We start from the raw sequence: 16,098 nt of genomic DNA on the forward strand, positions 1-16,098 counted from the left end.
AAATGAATCGGTCTGCAAGTTACGCAAATTTGGATTCTGAGTTTTCTGTCAATAGTTGAAGTCAGGTCGGACAAAGTTCCACCGGAAAGCCAGCTGCAGGTAGTGACTCGCACTGGGGGCGTCTAAATCCTGAGCAGTTCTTCTTCGGTAGGTATGCGAAGCATCCACAAAGAAGTTGTGTTTGAGCATGTACGAGGCTGTCAGATTGGCCTGGACCACCTTGTTTTCCACTCCCTGACCGATAAAATTCCCAAACAATCCTGTCGGGCTTCCCTCCAGCCGATTTTTCAACACATCCCCTCCCCAGTTGGTCTCGGTATTTTCATCCGTGCCAAAATATTGATAAAAGCCAGTTAGGTTTAAGTCCAGCCTAGGAAGAGGCTGATACCTGACAATTCCGACAAACTCTCTGAAATTGGCCCCCCGCGGATGTGTCAGTGGAGTGTTCCAGTTGGAATAGGACTGATAATCCACTTTTTCCTGAAAAGTGTAGGGCCTTGCCTGATTCCATTCCGCCTGAAAATCCAGATTATTCAATCCGAATACATTGATGTATTTGTAGCCCAGTTGTGCACCGTATTTATTTCGCTTAGAGCCTTCTCCATCGATCTCAAAAAATTCGGAAAAGACGAATTCATCCAGCGCAAACTGTCCATAAAGCTCCATGCCTGGAGTGAAAATCCACTTTGCATCCAATCCCAGCATGACCTTGTCAGGCGTGCCCTGCTGCTGCTCCACCCATCTTAGGAAGATGATGGGATTGAAGTAGTTGAAATTGATCTTGTCAGTCATGATGGAAGAGAAAAAGCCCAAATTCAGGTTTTTTCCCACATTAAAACCGAGTCTGTTGTAAGCAAAATATTTCTGCGGATAGCGTCCATCTGTTGGTCTGCCTCGATTGTAAAAGACGTCAGCGGTCATCTGAGTCCAAAGATTGGTCAGTTGAAACTTCCAGACCTTGGTATTGAACTTTACGAACATGTAGGGATTGGAGAAATCCGAGATTTGAAACGAACGATAGCCTTCTCCTGCGAAATTCCGATCGTGTCCGGCTTGGATTTCGATGTGTTTGGTGACTTGAAATGACACGTGTCCCAAAGCGGAAAAATAGCTGTAGCCGTCCCCATCGTATTCCTTCCAGAATCCTTCCCCTGGTACAGCGCCGTTATTTTCAGCGTAGCTTTTTACCCAACTCGGAAAGAAAACCTCCGAGGTGGTCAAATAGGTGTAAAACCCCACTTTTTTGTCAACTGATCCTCGTAAAACCAACCCTCTCGCCAGTCGAGCTGGATTTCGGACATTGTCTGTTTCGGTACCTCCACTCATATAAATCACTGGACTCAGGTGGATTCCGAACTCCTCACTCTCATGATGCGCGAAGTCTCCCGGTCTTCGGTAGAGGGATTTAAGAAATGGTTTTTTGGATTCAGGGGTTTCTTGTTCTGAAAATTCCCAATTGTCCTGGCTCATGTAGTCCAGGTTAAACCGATCGGCTTTAGATCGGATTACTTCCGGATTTTTGGCAAGGCTATCTAAGAATTTGGCTAAAATATCACGGCGATAAGGTTTGTACCCACTGTTGAAAAAGGGGTTATTTCTTCCCTGGAGTATTTCGTAGCGATCTACTTTGTGATAATAGTCCCGATCATAGGGTAAATAAGCTCCCTGAGCAAAGCTTAAATCCGGAATTAGGAGTAGGCCAAATACAAAGATCAAGAGGCCGAAAAGTTGCGTAGGAGTGGTTTTTTGCATCAGTTAAAGCTAGAAAAGAATTGGAAAATTGGAATCAAGGTCCTGAAAAAAATCAATGAGGAGTTTTCTTTTTTTTGAATTCCATTTATTGGATTGATCTCCATCCCTCATCTTAGGATAGATTAGAAAAGCCTCAGCTTCAACCAAGAATTGTAATACCTGAGATCGATTCATACACTTTTTGCTATTTAACAAAGTGTTAATCCCGTGAATGGGGGATATCTTTATCTTTGGTAAAAAATTCTTACAGACATGCGAAAACTACTGTCCCTGATTTTCCTGCTTTCGGCAGTCCAATCAATTACTTTGGCACAAAGTCAAACCGAAAGACCTAAACTGGTTGTAGGCATAATTGTCGATCAGATGAGGCAAGAATATTTTTACCGATTTGGTGAAAGATTTGGCGAAGGTGGATTTAAGCGATTTTCCGATCAGGGTTTTATGATGACCAATGGACATTATAATTACATTCCGACGTATACAGGGCCTGGCCATGCTTCGGTCTATACTGGGACTACACCGGCTACGCATGGGATCATCGGCAATAACTGGTACGTGAAGCAATTGGGTCGGGGGATCTATTGCGCAGAAGACAGCACCGTGACCAATGTGGCCGGATCTCCCGGGAATGGACAAATCAGCCCGCGAAATATGTTGACTACAACTATTACTGACGAGCTGCGTTTTGCGACCGGTAAGCGGTCAAAAGTTGTCGGAATTGCCTTCAAAGATCGGGGAGCAAGTCTTCCTGCCGGACATACCGGAGATGCGTATTGGTACGATGACGTGACCGGAGACTTTATGACTTCCACTTATTACTATGATTCCCTGACTTTGCCTAAGTGGGTTTCTGCGTTCAACTCAAAAAAAATCGCGGACTCCTACCTTAAGCAGACCTGGAATACGCTCTTTCCCATAGATACCTATAAAAACAGCATTGCTGACAACAATGATTTTGAGGGGCCTTTTATCGGGAAATCAACTCCGACTTTTCCATACAATCTGGATTCCCTCAAAGCGGATAACGGAGGTTATGGTCTGTTGTCTTCAACTCCGTATGGAAATAACCTGACACTTGACTTTGCATACGCAGCCATTGAAGGCGAAAAGCTAGGTCAGCGCGGTGAGACTGATTTTCTGGCTATAAGTTTTTCGAGTACGGATTACATCGGTCACCGATTTGGCCCCCCTTCCGTTGAAGTGGAGGATACCTACCTGAGATTGGATCAGGATCTTGCAAAATTCTTTGAATATCTGGACAAGACGGTAGGAAAAGACCAATATGTTGTTTTCCTCACTGCTGATCATGGTGTGGCCGAGGTGCCTGCCTATGTGGTGAGTGAAAATGTTCCGGGGGGTAACTTCAACTCCGGGATGGTTACCAATCAACTGAAGGGCTTTGCTATGGCCATGTATGGAGAGGGAAATTGGGTCCTTAATTTTTCCAATGAGCAGGTATTTCTGAACAAAGATTTGGCTCGGGAGAAAAAGATTGATTTTGAGCAGATGCAACGGGATGTGGCTGACTTTTCACTTCGACTCAGGGGTGTGAAAGAGGCCTATACTGCTACTGATCTCCGCAGTCAGGAGTTTACTAAAAATCACTCGCACCTTTTGCAAATGGGATACAACCACAAGGCTTCGGGTGATGTGCTGTTGATTTTGGAGCCGGCATGGCTGGCAGGTGGTCAGCGGGGTACCACCCATGGGTCAGGCTATTCCTATGACACCCATGTGCCGATTGCATTCTATGGTTGGGGAATCAAACCCGGCAAAAGCTCCACCTATACCTCCATCACTGACATTGCGCCTACATTGTCCATTCTGCTCAAAACGAGAATGCCAAACGGCACAACCGGTCAGCCGATAAAGGAAATCTTGGATTGACATCTTTTGACTTCATACTAAAAACCCCGACCTATTTCTTATGGGTCGGGGTTTTATTTTTTGGTTTCAGTTGGAATTGATTCTGAAGGGTCTGGCTTATTCTGTCCAGCTCATGGGGTAATTTTCGTCTACAAATTCCAATGCATCAGTGGTGATAAATAAAGGCCTGTGGGTGTCCATCATGACCGCGTATTCATGCGTTTCTTTGGCTCCGATCGACTTTTCCACTGTCCCCGGATGAGGGCCATGAGGCAATCCTCCCATATGAATCGTGAAAGAACCCCGATCAATACCTTTTCGGCTCATAAATTCCCCCTCAGCATAATACAGGACTTCGTCAGAATCGATATTGGAGTGATTGTAGGGTGCGGGAATAGCTAAAGGATGATAGTCAAAAAGCCTAGGCACAAAAGAGCAGATCACAAACCCCCAGGCTTGGAACGTTTGATGGACTGGAGGGGGCTGATGAATTCGCCCGGTGATCGGTTCAAAATCGTAGATAGAGAGTGCATAAGGGTAAAGAAATCCATCCCATCCGACGATATCCAGCGGGCTATGTCCGTAAGTATATTGATGTAGAAAACCTTGCTTTTTGATCTGAACCAAGTAATCCCCTTTTTCCCGCTCAATGTGCAACTCGTGGGGAGGACGTATATCCCGCTCGCAATACGGAGAGTGTTCCAATAGTTGCCCAACCTCGTTGCGATATCTTTTTACGGTCTCGATCGGACCCTGCGATTCGATGACCAAAAGACGCAGAGGACCTTCTTCCTTGAATTCAAACCTGTAAATCGTCGTTCTGGGGATAACCACGTAATCTCCTTTTTTCACTTCCAACTTGCCAAACTGCGAATATAAAGTGCCCTCACCGTCGTGAATGTAGATGATTTCATCTCCGTCGGCATTTTTGAAGTAGAAGTCCATCTTTCGCTGACGGGGGGTGCAGATTCCCATCATCACGTCATTGTTCATCATGAGCATCCGACGGGCACTGAGGTAGTCTTCCCCCGTAATCTCAAGGCCTGAGGTTTTAAGGTGGGTTTGATTGAGTCCGTGTTGCTTTGCAGCCTCCCAAGAGAAAGGGGTCGGATTGCCAATGGATTTGACTTCGTTGGGATTGTAGATGTGGTAAAGGTTGGAATAGATTCCGGAGAATCCTTTAGAACTGACCAATTCCTCCTTGTAGAGGCTTCCGTCAGGCTGTCTAAACTGAGTATGTCGCTTGGGAGGAATTTGTCCCAATCTAAAGTAATAAGCCATATTTTTGGGTTTATTTGAGCAAGTTACAATTCTCTTTGAATGGATTAATCCAAAAACGCAAAAATGGTCGGGTTTTAAGCCGACCATTTCAATTATTAATACTATACCGAGGATTTAATTTTCGTCTTTAAAGATTATCTTACGTAAGCTTTCTGCACTCTCTCCGGTTTTCTCTTGAAGTTTTCCCAGGACTTTGTCCTCTTCTCCTTCTTGATACAACAGATCATCGTCTGTAAGATTGGCGAATTTTTGTTTCAGTTCTCCTTTAATTTGATTCCAATTACCTTTAAGTTGTAATGACATAGTTTAAAATTTTAGATTTAATTAATAAAACCTTACACCTCATTTCACGGAATAATTTGAAAATAGTTTAAAAACTAAGAAGAATAAAATGAAACTATTATATAATTATTTATTGATTGGCTGTCTATCAAGCTTTTGTGTCCACCAGGGTTTTTCTCAAAAATTAGTATGGGCTGATGAATTTGATAAAGACGGACATCCTGAATCGTCCAAATGGTCTTATGACGTAGGGGACCATGGCTGGGGCAATAAAGAACTTCAATATTATTCCAAAAATGAGCTGAACAATGCCCGCGTCGAAAATGGAATTCTAATCATTGAGGCTCATGCAGATCAATCACAGCCAAAGGGCTATACCTCGGCAAGACTAGTCACCAAAGGTAAAGCAGGATGGAAATACGGCTACATTGAAGTTAGGGCAAAGCTGCCGGAAGGTGTAGGGACATGGCCGGCAATCTGGATGCTTCCCGATCAAAACACCTACGGAGGTTGGCCAAAAAGTGGGGAAATAGATATCATGGAGCATGTGGGATATGATCCGGGCAAAGTTCATGGAACAGTTCATACGGAAGCTTTCAATCACTCCATCGGTACACAGAAAGGGGCGCAACTCATGGTGTCTGATTTCCAAAATGAATTTCATGTATACGCAATAGATTGGAAAGAGGAGAGCCTAGATTTCTTTATTGATGGCAAGCATTATTTCACTTTTGAAAATACCGGTGGAGATTCCAAAGAATGGCCATTTGATCAACCTTTTCATATTATCTTAAATATCGCAGTCGGAGGAAATTGGGGAGGTGCCAAGGGCGTTGCCGGCGATATTTGGCCACAGCGAATGGAGGTGGATTATGTCAGAGTTTTTGACAAAAAGCCCTAATCCCGGGGACTAAAATCGGGATTATGATTAAAACAGGTTAAGTTTTTTGTAAAGTCTGATATTGTCTCTTACTTAGGGGTTAACCGTTTTTGAAAATATTCCATCTCATGCAATATTCCATCCTTAAAAGAAGAAAAATTCGGGCCTTGGTCATCATTGGAATTCTCCTGATGCTGCTCTATGTCAAAAATCTTTTGGAAAGGCAAACATTCAGAAGCATCAGCAATACCTTCACCGAAGTGTATAATGATCGGCTGGTAGTAGAAGGATACATTTTTCAGATTTCTGAAAATCTTTTTCAAATTCAAAAACTAATAGATCATTGCAATATAGATTATGATTATTCTAAGGTAATAAATGAAATAGCCAGTAATGAAAAGTCTATTCTGGAGATCATCGCCGACTTTGAGGCGACCAATCTGACCGAACAAGAGGCGACTTATCTGACCGATTTTAAAAAAATCATAGAGACTGATCTGAATATAAAAAGTTATGACTTGCTTTATTCCGACTCCACAGGGATTAATCGAGCCCAAGTCAAAATTTATGATGAGAAAATATCCCTAGCACGCCAGGATTTGGATAATCTAAGTAAAATCCAAATGGAGGAAGGAGAAAAATTAATCAGCAAAGCCAAGGTACTCATCAATAGATCCCAAATTTGGGCACAATTTGAAGTGGCTCTGCTGATTATATTAGTTGTGGTGATGTTCCTGCTTTTGTTTAGAAAGTCAGATAGCAATCGGGGAATGATTTAAAATTCCAAGGCTGAAAGATAGGAGGCATTAGCTTTGGCCGCGTCCATAGGTGTGCCAGATGGAAATCGCTCCTGCTCGACAATGAAATGCTCCATTCCAAGTTCCTTGGATTGTTTGATGAGTTCCGCATAGGGAATTTCTCCCGAACCGAGTAATACCCCTCGCTGATGTGGATCTCCGGTTCCCGGCTCCGCATCTTTTAAATGGCAAAGTTTGAATCTACCGGGGTATTTAGCCAGATATTCTGCCGGCTGGGCGTTGGCAACGTGAACCCAATAGATATCCATTTCGAAATCGACCAAGGCAGGATCGGTATGGTCCATCAGAATGTCCTGAGGAAGGGAACCTTCTAGATCGACAAAGGTATAATCGTGGTTATGGTAAGCAAACTTTACTCCAAAGGACTTAAGTTTTTCGCCGATTTGGTTAAACTCTTCCGCTTTTTTCCTGTAATCATCCAAAGATTTCTGCGGGCCTATCCACGGACAAATCAGGTATTTCATTCCAACTTCAGCTGCAAGTGCTGCCTGTGCGTCAAGATTTTCAAAAACATTTGCATGGGAGGCAATCATGGTTGTGCCTGTCTCGGATAGTAAGGTCTTGAATTCAGCAGGTTGCATTCCCCAGAGAATTCCTTTTCCACCGTCAAATCCCTCAAACTGCTTGTAGCCAAAGCCGGCCAGAGCCCGCATGGTGGCCTGAGGATCAATTGCCATGTCTTCCTTGATGGAATACAATTGAATGCCGAACTTGTCTAGCTTTGATTTGTCAAGTTCAGCAATAGCCGTTTCCTTTTTAGGGGAAGTGCAGAATTGAAGCGGCATGACTGCCACGCCCAATCCGAGCATGGAGCTCATTTGGATAAATTTTCTTCGTTGATTTTTCATAGTAGGGTTGAATTAAAAAGCCTGCTTTTGGGTAGGCAGGCTTTGGTGAATTATTGATCAGGACTGAATCAAATCGCCCAGGCTTTGTCGCCTTTTTTATATGCTATGCAGCCATCGTATCTGCCAGGAACTTCCACATAATTCAGTGCTTGAGTAGCACCGATTTCAGAGGTGAAATATCCCAGCACTGTCAAGTCGCGAAGCATATTGATGACGATGGGTTGTCGTTCATCACCACTTGCTTTAAATTTCTCCTGCATTCCGTTGAGGAAGGCAAGTCGATCTTCTGCACTGGCATCCATAAAGTCAGCACCTTTTTCAGCTTTGAAATCTTTGCTCAATTGATTCAATCCATCGATAAAAGCTTTTTGCTGATCTGCGTCATAGGTGTCTTTCACCATCATGACCATAAATGCACCTATGCCCGTAGCTTTTGCACCAGGTGTATCGGTAGTTGGTATGATAGTTTCTCCGATTTCATCCAGAAAAGCAAGGTCTTCTGGGCTGAAATTCAGGTCTTTTAGCTGTCGTTCGGGTGAACAACCGGTGAGGATGGCTGTGGCACCGATCATTGTACCTCCCATCATCAGTACGACGCTTTTCAGTGCGTCTCTTCTATTCATTACAGTCATTTCTATTTCCGATTAGAGGTTCATCTTTTTCAATTCATCCACTGCGAAAGCTGCCGCTCTGGCTGTCAGTGCCATATAAGTCAAGGAAGGGTTTTGAGCCGCTGCTGAAGTCATGCAAGCGCCATCGGTGACAAATACATTTTTGGCTTCCCACACTTGATTGTTTCCATTGAGCACAGAGGTCTTCGGGTCACGTCCCATTCTAGCGGTTCCCATTTCGTGGATTCCCTGCCCAAATGTATAACCTGAGTCATAAGTTCTGATGTTTTTGAATCCGGCTACTTCCAGCATTTCTGCGGCATCAGCCATCATATCCTTCCGCATGTTGAGCTCATTTTCTTTGATCTCAGCACTCATGACGAGCGCTTCCATTCCCCACTTGTCTTTGACGGTATCGGAGAGTTTGATGGTGTTGTCATGGTAAGGAAGGATTTCTCCGAAAGCAGTGAATCCGACACTCCATGGTCCCGGCTCGGTCAATGCGTCCTTCATCGGAGCTCCAAAGCCCAATTCAGCCACGTCTCTGTTCCAGCCACTTCTGCTTGCTCCGCCCTGGTATCCAAAACCACGTAGGTAATCTCGCTTCTCACCGTTCAAGTTTCTGAATCTTGGGATATAAAGTCCCGTTGGTCTGCGGCCGAAGTAGTATTTGTCTTCATATCCTTCTATGGTTCCGTTGGCACCAAGTCGGAAGTGATGATCCATTACATTGTGTCCTAATTCTCCTGAAGATGACCCCAAGCCACCAGGCCAAATATCGGTGGCTGTTCGCATCAAAATAGCGGTTGAATTGAAGGCAGAAGCACATAAGAAGACGATTTTCGCATCGTATTCTATCGTTTGATTTGTTTCGGCGTCGAGTACTTCTACACCCGTTGCTTTTTGGGTGTCTTTGTCATAGATCAATCGCCGCACGATAGACCATGGTCTTAGCGTAAGGTTTCCGGTAGCCTGTGCGGCGGGTAGCGTAGAAGCTTGTGTACTGAAGTATCCACCAAATGGACATCCTAGGGAACACTTGTTTCTGTATTGACAGCCCGGACGTCCCGGAAGTGGCTCGGTGTTATTTGCCGGACGTCCGATCGTCCAGTTTCTCGCGCCTTTGTAGTGCTCTTTGATTTTAGCGGCGGCATCGATTTCTACACAATTCATCGGAATTGGTTTTTGAAATTCCCCATCGGGAAGAATAGCAAGCCCGTCTTTTGAACCAGATACTCCGATGAATTTCTCCACGTAGCTATACCATGGGGCGATGTCGTTGTACCGGATCGGCCAGTCTACCGCAATACCTTCTTTGGCATTTGCCTCAAAGTCCACATTCGCCCATCGGTAAGACTGTCTTCCCCAAAGCAGGGATCGTCCACCTACTTGATACCCTCTAAACCAGGTGAAGGGTTTTTCTTCTACATAGGGAGAGTCGCTTTCATGCGCCCACCAGTCGAGGTTTAGCTCATTGAGAACATAATCTCTTCTGAGATTTGGGTGATTTTCTAGCAGTTCTTGAGTTCTTCTTCCTCTGTGAGGAACTTCCCACGGGGCAAGGGTGGCACTTTTATAATCTTTTACGTGCTCAACCATTGGGCCTCTCTCCAGGAGCAATACTTTCAGCCCCTTTTCCGTCAGCTCTTTAGCAGCCCATCCGCCACTTATTCCTGACCCAACTACGATTGCGTCATACGCTTCATTTGCCATAGGTATGGTATTTTGGTTTAATTAGTTACACATCACACACTTGCACGGCCTGAGCAAGTGCGGCGATTTTGTCTTCAGATTTTGGGATGAACTCATGGGAAACATACCCCTGATAGCCGGTTGCTACGATGGCACGCATGACAGCAGGGTAATTTATTTCCTGATTTTCATCCAGTTCGTTTCTGCCTGGATTGCCCGCAGTATGATAATGACCGAAATATTGATGATTTGTTTGAATGCTTCGAATGATATCTCCTTCGTCTATTTGCATGTGATAGATGTCATAAAGCAATTTGAAATTTTCACTGTCAATCATTTTGCAGAGTTCAACACCCCAGGGAGATAAGTCACACATGTAATCCTTGTGATTCACTTTGCTGTTCAACAATTCCATCTGAATAATCACCCCGTGCTTCTCCGCTACTCCAATGATTTTCTTGAGTCCTTCAGCACAGTTTTTCATTCCGGTTTCGTCATCCATTCCGTTTCGGTTTCCGGAAAAACAGATCAGATTTTTATAGCCGTATTTTGCAACCTCAGGAATGAGTTCCGTGTAGTTTTTGATCAATTGTTCGTGGTATTGTGGGTCGTTCCAACCTTTGGGTATTCCAAGCTCGGCGCCATTGCACATGGAGCATTCCACTTCGTGAGCCTTCAGCGTGTCCCAACCTTTTGGGCCAACCAGGTCAATGGCATTGAAACCGATTTTTTTAATCGCCACACAAAGTTCATCCAAGTTGAGTGATGGCATCGTCCAGGCGCATACGCCGTGATTGATATTGCCTTTCAGTTGTAGGGGGGCTTTGCCGTCTTTCCAGTCGAAAGACACCAATGAGCCCACTGCAGCTCCTCCCAGGATCATTTTCTTGAAAGAAGATCTTCTGCTTGAGTCAAAATTCATAGGTATTTGGGGTTTAATGGTGAGGTTTTTCTTTTTCTTCTTTTTTGAAAAAGGAAATGAAAAGTAGTAAAACCAAAACTGAAATACCAGCAGGAATCAACCAAATTGACTTCCAAGTGTGAAGACCGGTCTCAATAAGGTAGTAATCGGAGATCTGACCTGCCGCCCAGAAGCCGATTAGCATGCCAATCCCATAGGTTGCCAGTGTAATAAGTCCCTGTGCCGAGGATTTGAATTTTTCTCCTGCATGGGAATCCGTATAGATCTGCCCACTGACAAAAAAGAAATCGTAGCAGACTCCGTGAAGGAGAATTCCCACCAGTAGCATCCAAACTCCTGAATCAGCATCTCCAAAAGCAAAGAAAAGGTAGCGGACGGCCCAAGCCAGCATGGCAACTATCAAGGTGTTTTTGAAACCAAATCGGGTAAAAAAGAGGGGTAAGGCGAGTAGGAACAATACCTCCGAAACTTGTCCCAGGGCCATTTTACCGGTGGAATTTTCCACTCCGAGTTCGGTGAGAAATGGGCTTGCATTTTGGTAATAGAACGCCAAAGGAATGCAGATCAGAATAGAGGAAAGAAAAAATATCGCAAAGTTTCGGTGTTTTAATAATGCAAGGGCCTCCAGACCCAACACCTCGGATAACTTAAATGATTCACTTGATTTTGCCCTGGGAGGGGTAGCGGGAAGTGTAAAACTATAAATCCCCAACACCAAGGAAACAAAGGCTGCCAGTATCCAGGTGTTTTTCAGTAACCCCTCCGAAAGTCCTGCCTGACTGTCCCAAGCCAAAAACGAAATCAACAAGCCGGCTGCAATCCATCCTATCGTCCCCCAAACCCGTACGATTGAAAATTCCTTTGCGGGATCTTTCATCTGATTGAAGGATATCGCATTGACCAAAGCCAGAGTAGGCATAAATAAGATCATGTATGCCAGCAAGAATGGGAAAAAGCCCGAAAAATCGGTGGCAGAATAAAGTAAATACATCAGTCCTGCTCCGATCAGATGAATTACTCCCAAAATGCGTTGGGCATGAAAATATCGGTCGGCAATTAGTCCTATAATAAAAGGAGCGATGATTGCCCCAAAGGACTGTGTCGAAAAAGCCAGTGAAATGTCCTGATCTTTAGCCTGAAGGTTGTTTCCAAGAAAGGTGCCCATGGTCACATACCAGGAGCCCCATACAAAGAACTCCAAGAACATCATTAAAGACAGGCGAATCTTGATCGGTGAGTTCATGGGCTTTTACGATGAAAGAAAAATGGAAATTCGGGTGTGAAATTTAGATTTTGGGCTTTTTGCAGTATTTTAAGCATCTCTTTTGAGATTCCGAAGAAAGGGCTCTAAAAGTTTTGTCTAAGCCATTCATAATCCAAAATAACAGTTGATCATATTCTGGCTTTTCAACGCTCAGGAACTCCGAAATTTCAACTTAGAATCAATTTTCAACTCAATAAAACCTAATATTCTAATCTTTTGACCCATGTCAGCAACTAAAAAACTCAAACTCGGACTTATCGGCGGCGGCCCAGGCTCCTTTATCGGAGCGATTCACTTAAATGGCGCCTTGATGGACGGCATGTTTGAACTGGTGTGTGGCGCATTCAGCTCCAACCCTTCCAAATCCAAACAAAGGGGTGAAGAACTCATGCTGGACTCCACGCGTGTTTACAATTCCTACGATGAGATGTTTGAAAAAGAATCCCATTTGCCGGAATCTGAACGAATGGATGTGGTGGCAATCGTAACGCCTAACAACGTACATTTTGATCCTTCTGTGAAAGCGCTCAAATATGGTTTTCATGTGGCCCTGGATAAGCCGCTCACTCTGAATTACAGCGAGGCGAAAGAGTTGTATCACATCGTTAAAAATTCTGACAAACGATTCCTGCTAACCCATACCTACTCCGGCTATCCGATGATCAAGCAGGCAAAGCAGATGATCGCGGATGGGAAAATCGGAAAAGTCCGTAAAGTGTATGTAGAATATCCGCAAGGTTGGCTTTATAAATTACTGGAGACTGAAAATAATAAGCAGGCAGAGTGGCGAACCGATCCCACCCGAAATGGACCGGCAGGATGTATGGGAGACATTGGCACACATGCATTCCATATGGCAGAATACATTACCGGTGAGAAGGTTTCCCATCTTTGTGCGGATCTTTACATCAAAATCGAAGGAAGGCCGATTGATGACGATGGGGTTGTTTTGCTTCGATTCGAAAATGGAGCATCTGGAGTATTGATGGCTTCCCAGACGGATACGGGTTGTGAAAATAACCTCAAGGTTCGTGTATATGGTGAAAAGGGAGGCCTGGAATGGGAGCAAGAGCTCAATAATTCCCTGACTGTTCGTTTTCCAAATGAACCTGTGCAGATCTACAGGGCAGGATCAGGTTATTTAGGTTCATTGGCCCAAGAAAATACGCGGACTCCGGCTGGTCATCCCGAAGGTTATATCGAGGCTTTCGCAAACTTGTACCAAAATTTTGCCCGCTGTATCTATGCTGACCGGGCCGGTGAAAAACCGAAGTGGGAGTGGGAAGACTATCCCGGAATCGAAGATGGTATCCGAGGAATGGCATTCATTGATCATGTTTTAAAAAGTACTCAGTCTGAAGTAAAATGGACACCATTCACAGTAGAAAAATAAAGTAGCTCAATATTCAAACCCATTAATCTCATGAAGACAATTAAAGGCCCTGCAATCTTTCTTGCGCAATTTGCAGATGATAAGGCCCCCTTCAACAATTTGAAAAACATCAGTCACTACATGGCTGACCTTGGATACAAAGCCGTGCAGATTCCAAGCTGGGATGGCAGAATGATTGATTTGCAAAAAGCCGCTGAAAGCAAAACTTACGCAGATGAAATCAAAGGAATCGTGGCAGATGCCGGCATGGAGATCTCTGAGCTATCTACTCACCTTCAGGGCCAATTGGTGGCGGTTCACCCGGCTTATAATGAGTTGTTTGATGGATTTGCCCCGGCAAACTTGAAAGGCGACTTAAAAGGCAAATCAGAGTGGGCAACTCAACAGCTAAACTATGCCGCAAAAGCCTCAGAAAATTTAGGTTTGACTGCTCATGCCACGTTCTCAGGCGCATTGATGTGGCACACAGTTTATCCCTGGCCGCAACGTCCCGCGGGTTTGGTGGAGACTGGATTCACGGAGTTGGCCAGAAGGTGGAAGCCGATTTTGGATGCTTTCGATGAAGTAGGAGTGGATGTGTGCTATGAATTGCATCCTGGGGAAGATTTGCATGACGGGATTACTTTTGAGATGTTTCTCGAAAAAGTAGGCGGTCACAAGCGGGCTAACATTCTCTATGATCCAAGCCATTTTGTGCTTCAATGTCTGGATTACCTTCAGTTTATTGATTTCTACCATGATCGGATCAAAATGTTCCATGTCAAGGATGCTGAATTTAACCCTACCGGAAAGCAGGGAGTGTATGGTGGATTTCAGGGTTGGGTAGAGCGTGCGGGTAGATTCCGTTCCTTGGGTGATGGACAGGTTGATTTTGCTGGTATATTTAGCAAACTTTCGCAGTATAATTACAGCGGATGGGCAGTTTTGGAATGGGAGTGTGCCATCAAACATCCCGAGCAAGGAGCTGCAGAAGGTGCTCCTTTTATTGACAGCCATATTATCCGGGTGACCGAGAAAGCTTTTGATGACTTTGCGGGTACAGGAGCTGATGAGGCATTTAACAAAAAAATTCTTGGAATCTGATTACTTAAAACAAAAATCAAAAAATGAAAATTAACAAGTTATTTAACGTGGGACTGATTGCATTGGCAGGATTGACCTTTGCATGTGGTGGAGGAGAAAAAGCGGCTGAGACCACTGCCGAGCCAGTAGCGGCAGCGCCAGCCAAAGAAATGAGCCTGGAAGAGAAATACCAAAACGACCCGATTTACATCAAGGGCCTGGAAAAATTGAAGACTTCTGATTGTACCTCATGCCACATGGTGGAACGAAAAATTGTTGGGCCCTCTTATGCCGAAGTCGCTGCCAAGTACGAAAATACTGAAGAAAATGTGACTTTACTTGCTACAAAAGTGATCCAAGGAGGAGTTGGTGTTTGGGGTGAAGTGCCAATGCCGGCTCATCCGGGCCTCAGCGAAGAAGACGCTAAGGACATGGTTCGTTACGTACTTTTGCTTAAAAAATAATCAAATGAATAAAAGCTATTTGACAATGTGGGCAGCAGCAGGACTTCTTGCTGCCTGCTCTGCTCCTAAATCGGAAGAAACTACATCCACTGATACAGTGGCTGTGGAAACACCAGTTGAAGAATGGATTTCCCTTTTTGATGGGCAAACATTCAATGGCTGGTCAAAATACGGAGGAGGAGAAGTAGGGAATGCATGGAAAATTGAAGATGGAGCCCTTTACCTGGATGCGGCCAATAAAGATGCCTGGCAGACAGGCGACGCCGGTGACATTGTTACCAACGAAGAGTTTGAAAATTTTCATTTCAAATATGAGTGGAAAATAGCTCCTAATGGAAACAGCGGTGTTATTTTTCTGGTACATGAATCTCCGGAATACCAATACCCATGGCAGACAGGCCCTGAAATGCAGGTTTTAGACAATAATGGCCACCCGGATGCCAAAATCATAAGCCATCGAGCAGGAGATCTTTATGATTTGATCGTAAGTAGCGAGGAAACGGTCAAGCCAGTAGGTGAATGGAATCAGGCCGAGATTATTGTCAATCAGGGTAAGCTGGATTTATTCTTAAATGGCGTGAATATCGTGTCCACTTCACTTTGGACTCCTGAATGGGAAGCCTTGATTGCGAAAAGCAAATTCAAGGACATGCCGGGTTTTGGAAAGTATAAGAAAGGAAAAATCGCACTTCAAGATCATGGCGATTTGGTTTATTTCCGAAATCTTCAAATCAAAAACCTATAAATTACGGTTGGTAAGACCGACCAGTCCTGAAAAGCGGAAAGATTTAGAATTGATTCAATTAGTAGAAAAGCCCGGTGGTGAGCCGGGCTTTTTCCATTTAGGTGCGATTTTATTTACTTCAAGGTGTCTGCCATGGCTAAAAAATAAAAGCCTCAGATTGCTCCAAAACTTATTTTTATGAGAGTTGAGTCCCGAAAGCTTTCGGGAGAACCCCCGAC

The 16,098-nt window shown here is 44.3% G+C and carries 15 protein-coding genes; 7 read left to right on the forward strand and 8 right to left on the reverse strand.

Annotation, left to right across the window (positions count from 1 at the left end; translation table 11 throughout):
• Positions 1-48 precede the first annotated feature (48 nt).
• On the reverse strand, positions 49-1,752 hold the full coding sequence (locus C4S61_RS15215; protein ID WP_235010027.1) for a hypothetical protein: 1,704 nt from the start codon (positions 1,750-1,752) through the stop codon (positions 49-51).
• A 252-nt stretch (positions 1,753-2,004) separates the two neighbouring features.
• On the opposite strand from C4S61_RS15215, the gene pafA reads away from it, so the two are divergent.
• Positions 2,005-3,639: an alkaline phosphatase PafA gene (gene pafA / locus C4S61_RS15220; protein WP_103925663.1), complete on the forward strand. Its 1,635-nt coding sequence runs from the start codon at positions 2,005-2,007 to the stop codon at positions 3,637-3,639.
• A gap of 96 nt (positions 3,640-3,735) precedes the next feature.
• On the opposite strand, the gene C4S61_RS15225 is transcribed toward pafA, so the two are convergent.
• Both C4S61_RS15225 and C4S61_RS15230 read right to left on the reverse strand, forming a co-directional pair.
• Entirely contained in the window at positions 3,736-4,899 is a 1,164-nt protein-coding gene (locus C4S61_RS15225; RefSeq protein ID WP_103925664.1) for a homogentisate 1,2-dioxygenase, read from the reverse strand.
• Between the two features lie 114 nt (positions 4,900-5,013).
• Complete coding sequence (locus tag C4S61_RS15230; RefSeq protein ID WP_103925665.1) at positions 5,014-5,202, reverse strand: CsbD family protein; 189 nt, start codon at positions 5,200-5,202, stop codon at positions 5,014-5,016.
• Positions 5,203-5,290: 88 nt separating this feature from the next.
• Between C4S61_RS15230 and C4S61_RS15235 the strand changes: the two genes are divergently transcribed.
• Together C4S61_RS15235 and C4S61_RS15240 are read left to right on the forward strand one after the other, a co-directional pair.
• Entirely contained in the window at positions 5,291-6,082 is a 792-nt protein-coding gene (locus tag C4S61_RS15235) for a glycoside hydrolase family 16 protein (RefSeq protein WP_103925666.1), read from the forward strand.
• A gap of 107 nt (positions 6,083-6,189) precedes the next feature.
• Positions 6,190-6,840 (forward strand): MCP four helix bundle domain-containing protein, encoded by a 651-nt coding sequence (locus C4S61_RS15240; RefSeq protein WP_103925667.1) that lies wholly within the window; start codon positions 6,190-6,192, stop codon positions 6,838-6,840.
• Here the strand turns inward: C4S61_RS15240 and C4S61_RS15245 are convergent.
• The 5 genes from C4S61_RS15245 to C4S61_RS15265 form a co-directional block, all read right to left on the reverse strand.
• Positions 6,837-7,727 (reverse strand): sugar phosphate isomerase/epimerase family protein, encoded by an 891-nt coding sequence (locus tag C4S61_RS15245; protein ID WP_103925668.1) that lies wholly within the window; start codon positions 7,725-7,727, stop codon positions 6,837-6,839. The two genes, C4S61_RS15240 and C4S61_RS15245, sit on opposite strands and share 4 nt — an antisense overlap.
• Positions 7,728-7,795: 68 nt before the next feature.
• Complete coding sequence (locus tag C4S61_RS15250; RefSeq protein WP_103925684.1) at positions 7,796-8,350, reverse strand: gluconate 2-dehydrogenase subunit 3 family protein; 555 nt, start codon at positions 8,348-8,350, stop codon at positions 7,796-7,798.
• Between the two features lie 21 nt (positions 8,351-8,371).
• A complete protein-coding gene (locus tag C4S61_RS15255) occupies positions 8,372-10,051 on the reverse strand; it encodes a GMC oxidoreductase (RefSeq protein WP_103925669.1) in 1,680 nt (559 codons plus the stop codon).
• A 25-nt stretch (positions 10,052-10,076) separates the two neighbouring features.
• The gene (locus C4S61_RS15260; protein WP_103925670.1) at positions 10,077-10,952 is read right to left on the reverse strand and encodes a hydroxypyruvate isomerase family protein; all 876 of its coding nucleotides are present in this window, start codon (positions 10,950-10,952) and stop codon (positions 10,077-10,079) included.
• 13 nt (positions 10,953-10,965) lie between these two features.
• Positions 10,966-12,195: a nucleoside permease gene (locus C4S61_RS15265; protein ID WP_103925671.1), complete on the reverse strand. Its 1,230-nt coding sequence runs from the start codon at positions 12,193-12,195 to the stop codon at positions 10,966-10,968.
• A gap of 244 nt (positions 12,196-12,439) precedes the next feature.
• Between C4S61_RS15265 and C4S61_RS15270 the strand changes: the two genes are divergently transcribed.
• Genes C4S61_RS15270 through C4S61_RS15285 form a run of 4 tightly spaced genes read left to right on the forward strand, consistent with a single transcriptional unit; the run spans position 12,440 to position 15,880 of the window.
• Positions 12,440-13,609: a Gfo/Idh/MocA family protein gene (locus C4S61_RS15270; protein WP_103925672.1), complete on the forward strand. Its 1,170-nt coding sequence runs from the start codon at positions 12,440-12,442 to the stop codon at positions 13,607-13,609.
• A gap of 30 nt (positions 13,610-13,639) precedes the next feature.
• Positions 13,640-14,692 (forward strand): sugar phosphate isomerase/epimerase family protein, encoded by a 1,053-nt coding sequence (locus C4S61_RS15275; RefSeq protein WP_103925673.1) that lies wholly within the window; start codon positions 13,640-13,642, stop codon positions 14,690-14,692.
• A 23-nt stretch (positions 14,693-14,715) separates the two neighbouring features.
• Positions 14,716-15,135, forward strand: coding sequence for a c-type cytochrome (locus C4S61_RS15280; protein WP_103925674.1), 420 nt, complete (start codon positions 14,716-14,718; stop codon positions 15,133-15,135).
• A 4-nt stretch (positions 15,136-15,139) separates the two neighbouring features.
• Entirely contained in the window at positions 15,140-15,880 is a 741-nt protein-coding gene (locus C4S61_RS15285) for a DUF1080 domain-containing protein (protein ID WP_103925675.1), read from the forward strand.
• Positions 15,881-16,098 lie beyond the last annotated feature (218 nt).

The sequence above is a fragment of the Algoriphagus boritolerans DSM 17298 = JCM 18970 genome (genome assembly GCF_900108085.1).
Taxonomy (GTDB): domain Bacteria; phylum Bacteroidota; class Bacteroidia; order Cytophagales; family Cyclobacteriaceae; genus Algoriphagus; species Algoriphagus boritolerans.

Excerpts from the sequence above, each read along its gene's own strand:
- C4S61_RS15270 (WP_103925672.1), top strand. The coding sequence starts at position 12,440 with ATGTCAGCAACTAAAAAACTCAAACTCGGACTTATCGGCGGCGGCCCA.
- C4S61_RS15280 (WP_103925674.1), top strand. The coding sequence starts at position 14,716 with ATGAAAATTAACAAGTTATTTAACGTGGGACTGATTGCATTGGCAGGA.
- C4S61_RS15240 (WP_103925667.1), top strand. The coding sequence starts at position 6,190 with ATGCAATATTCCATCCTTAAAAGAAGAAAAATTCGGGCCTTGGTCATC.
- C4S61_RS15230 (WP_103925665.1), bottom strand. The coding sequence starts at position 5,202 with ATGTCATTACAACTTAAAGGTAATTGGAATCAAATTAAAGGAGAACTG.
- C4S61_RS15225 (WP_103925664.1), bottom strand. The coding sequence starts at position 4,899 with ATGGCTTATTACTTTAGATTGGGACAAATTCCTCCCAAGCGACATACT.
- pafA (WP_103925663.1), top strand. The coding sequence starts at position 2,005 with ATGCGAAAACTACTGTCCCTGATTTTCCTGCTTTCGGCAGTCCAATCA.
- C4S61_RS15245 (WP_103925668.1), bottom strand. The coding sequence starts at position 7,727 with ATGAAAAATCAACGAAGAAAATTTATCCAAATGAGCTCCATGCTCGGA.
- C4S61_RS15255 (WP_103925669.1), bottom strand. The coding sequence starts at position 10,051 with ATGGCAAATGAAGCGTATGACGCAATCGTAGTTGGGTCAGGAATAAGT.
- C4S61_RS15250 (WP_103925684.1), bottom strand. The coding sequence starts at position 8,350 with ATGAATAGAAGAGACGCACTGAAAAGCGTCGTACTGATGATGGGAGGT.
- C4S61_RS15235 (WP_103925666.1), top strand. The coding sequence starts at position 5,291 with ATGAAACTATTATATAATTATTTATTGATTGGCTGTCTATCAAGCTTT.
- C4S61_RS15265 (WP_103925671.1), bottom strand. The coding sequence starts at position 12,195 with ATGAACTCACCGATCAAGATTCGCCTGTCTTTAATGATGTTCTTGGAG.
- C4S61_RS15215 (WP_235010027.1), bottom strand. The coding sequence starts at position 1,752 with ATGCAAAAAACCACTCCTACGCAACTTTTCGGCCTCTTGATCTTTGTA.
- C4S61_RS15285 (WP_103925675.1), top strand. The coding sequence starts at position 15,140 with ATGAATAAAAGCTATTTGACAATGTGGGCAGCAGCAGGACTTCTTGCT.
- C4S61_RS15260 (WP_103925670.1), bottom strand. The coding sequence starts at position 10,952 with ATGAATTTTGACTCAAGCAGAAGATCTTCTTTCAAGAAAATGATCCTG.
- C4S61_RS15275 (WP_103925673.1), top strand. The coding sequence starts at position 13,640 with ATGAAGACAATTAAAGGCCCTGCAATCTTTCTTGCGCAATTTGCAGAT.